This is a genomic window from Halomonas campaniensis (assembly GCF_014193375.1).
GTDB classification, from domain to species: domain Bacteria; phylum Pseudomonadota; class Gammaproteobacteria; order Pseudomonadales; family Halomonadaceae; genus Halomonas; species Halomonas campaniensis.
Genome location: NZ_JACHZF010000062.1, coordinates 1 through 2444 on the forward strand (window position 1 = coordinate 1; position 2444 = coordinate 2444).

Sequence of the window (2444 nt, forward strand, 5' to 3'; positions counted from 1 at the left end):
TGTTAATGGCCAAGTAAATTGACCCAGTACCGGCCAACGCTTTTGACCCACCCCCGAGGTGGCAGCGCTGCCACCATCCACCTACCGTGTCGGCTCAGCCAAGGGTCGGGACGGAGATGTGAAGGACTGGGGAATGATTCACAAGATCAAAGCGTTACACGATGAAGGACAAGGCCTGTCGATCCGTGCCATCGGCCAGGAGCTGGGCATCTCCCGCAACACCGTCCGCAAGTACCTGCGTCAGGACGAGGCCACCATCGAGGCGGCGCAGTCGAACCGCGAGCGCGAGAAGAAGCTCGACGCCCACCGCGACTACATCGTCTACCTGCTGCGCACCTTTCCCCGGCTGAGCAGCGTCAAGGTGGCCCGCAAGCTACGCGAGAAGGTCGGCGAGCTGGCGGTCTCGGAGCGTACCCTGCGGCGCTACGTGCAGCAGGTAAAGAGCACGGTTGCCAGCCGGCAGCGGCGCTACTATGAGCCGGTGCTCGATATGGTGCCCGGCGTACAGTGCCAGGTGGATCCGGGCGAACTGCGCGAAGTGATGATCGGCGGAGAGTCGCGCCCCCTGTACTTCGTGGTGTTCGTGCTCTCCTACTCGCGCCTGACCTATGTCGGCGTCAGCCTGTCGCCGCTCGATACCGTCACTTTCATCCGTCTGCACGACGAGGCCTTCCGCTACTTCGGCGGCCTGCCGGAGGAGTGCGTCTACGACCAGACCAAGATGGTGGTGATCAGCGAGCAGTTCCGCGAGCTGGAGGTGAACCAGCGCTTCCATGAGTACGCCACCACCGCCGGCTTCCGGATCCGCGCCTGCTGCGGCTACGACCCGGAGAGCAAGGGCAAGGTAGAGGCCGGGGTGAAGTACGCCAAGCAGGATGCCTTTTATGGCGAGGTGTTCCGCGACGAGGCCGACTTGCGCGCTTACGTGCGCCAGTGGCTCGACGAGGTCGCCAACGTGCGCACTCACGGCACCACCGGCCAGCAGCCGTGGACCCACTTCGACGCCGAGGAGCGGCGCCACCTGCGCCCCTACCTGACCCCAGCCTGCGTGGGCCGCGATGCCGACGGCCTGGCCCCGCGCCGAGTCGACAAGACCGGGCTGATCGCCTGGAAGGCCAACAAGTACTCGGTGCCGATGCCCTACCAGCAGGGCCGAGTCGGGGTCCGGGAAGCGGAAAACCGCCTGGCGATCCACGACTTGGAGAGTGGCGATGAGATCGCCACCCATGCCCTTCACCTGGGCAAGGGCCGTACGCTGCGCAACGAGAACCACTACCGCGATCTCCGCCAGCAGGAGACCGATCTGGAGCAGGCTATCGCCCGCCACCTCGGCGAGTCGCTGGGCCGGCAACTCTGTGACAAGCTGCGCCATAGCGTGCCGCATCACTACAAGGACCAGCTGCGTGGCGCCAGGCAGGTGCTGGAGGCCGAGCCTCAGCTGGATCTGGCGCTAATCGCTGACTGGGTCACCCGGGAGCGCCTCACCGCCGGTGGCCTCAAGGAACGGTTGGCGGCGGCCCGACTCGCCACGGCGAGAGGCCGGGATCACGACGGTGACGCCCCCGCCGGACCTCACACGACGCCGGCTGAGCTGGCTCAGTACGCCCGACTTGGCCACTCCAGCGGCCAGCAGGAGGTGACCCATGGGGCAGCTTGAGCTGACCGCCGGGCGCTACCGCAGCCTGCGGCTGGGCGCCATCGCCGGCGGCCTCACCGAGCTGCTGGCCCAGGCCGAGGCCAACGAGGTCTCCTACTTGGCCTTCGCCGACATGCTGGTCGAGCACGAGCGCCAGACCCGCGAGGCAAAGCGTATCGACCTCTACCGGCGCCAGGCCGGATTCCCCAGCGACAAGCGGCTGGAGGGGTTCGACTATCGGCACCAGACCACCATCACCAAGCGCCAGATTAACGCCCTGCTGGACTTCGCCTTCCTCGACAACCGCGAGAATCTGGTATTTATCGGCCCGCCGGGGGTGGGCAAGACCCATCTGAGCATCGGTATCGGGCAGAAGGCCATCGAGGCCGGCTACCGGGTGCTGTTCCGCAATGCCTTAGACCTGGTCGAGGAACTGGAGCTCGCCGAGATGAAGGGCGAGCTGAAGAAGACGCTGCACAAGCTCGCCAAGGTCGACGCCCTGGTGATCGATGAGTTGGGCTACCTGCCGATGAGCCGGCAGGCGCGCTACGCGCTGTTCCAGCTGATCAACCGGTTCTACGAGCACCGGTCACTGATCATCACCACCAACAAGGACTTCACCAGCTGGGGGGAGTTCTTCCACGACGACAACGTGGCGGTGCCGATTGTCGACCGGATCATCCACCACTCGCACCTCTACCTGCTCGGCGGGGAGAGCTACCGGCTGAAGCAGAAGACGCTCAGCTGACGATCACGGGTGGGTCAATTTTGTTGACCGCTGGTGGGTCAGTTCTGATGGCCATTGACA

General features: G+C 65.2%; 2 protein-coding genes. Both read left to right on the forward strand.

Features of this window, described 5'->3' with window-relative positions; translation table 11 throughout:
- Nucleotides 1-133 precede the first annotated feature (133 nt).
- Complete coding sequence (gene istA / locus BDK63_RS18180; RefSeq protein ID WP_183334547.1) at nt 134-1657, forward strand: IS21 family transposase; 1524 nt, start codon at nt 134-136, stop codon at nt 1655-1657.
- Complete coding sequence (gene istB, locus BDK63_RS18185; RefSeq protein WP_089680926.1) at nt 1644-2384, forward strand: IS21-like element helper ATPase IstB; 741 nt, start codon at nt 1644-1646, stop codon at nt 2382-2384. Before istA ends, istB begins: the two co-directional genes overlap by 14 nt.
- Nucleotides 2385-2444 lie beyond the last annotated feature (60 nt).